This is a genomic window from Clostridium sp. ZBS15, assembly GCF_023845705.1.
Classification (GTDB): domain Bacteria; phylum Bacillota; class Clostridia; order Clostridiales; family Clostridiaceae; genus Clostridium; species Clostridium aquiflavi.
On sequence record NZ_JAMQHY010000222.1, the window covers coordinates 1 to 287 of the forward strand.

The following is a 287-nucleotide window of genomic DNA, read 5'->3' on the forward strand; positions in this document are numbered from 1 at the left end:
GAAAATAATTTAAATACAGTAGTTGAATATAGAGGAGATATAGTTAATGCAATAAAGAAGTTTCAAGATTCAGATGTATATATAATAGATGAAAAACGAGCGTTTATAACATTGCCATATGAAATAAATAGCAAGGTATTAAAGACAACTAAAGAAATAATTTTTGCAGATCCAGGTTCAGCTCTTACACTATGTGATATATCACCTGTAATAGCATCAGAAGCAACACTATTTCACAATAGCGAATACTTATCATTAGATGGTTCGAGGATTATTGTTGGCATCGT

At 30.0% G+C, this 287-nt stretch carries 1 pseudogene; it reads left to right on the top strand.

Annotated elements, in window-relative coordinates:
- Nucleotides 1-287 (top strand): annotated as a pseudogene (locus tag NG904_RS17110) (hypothetical protein); the annotation flags it as partial.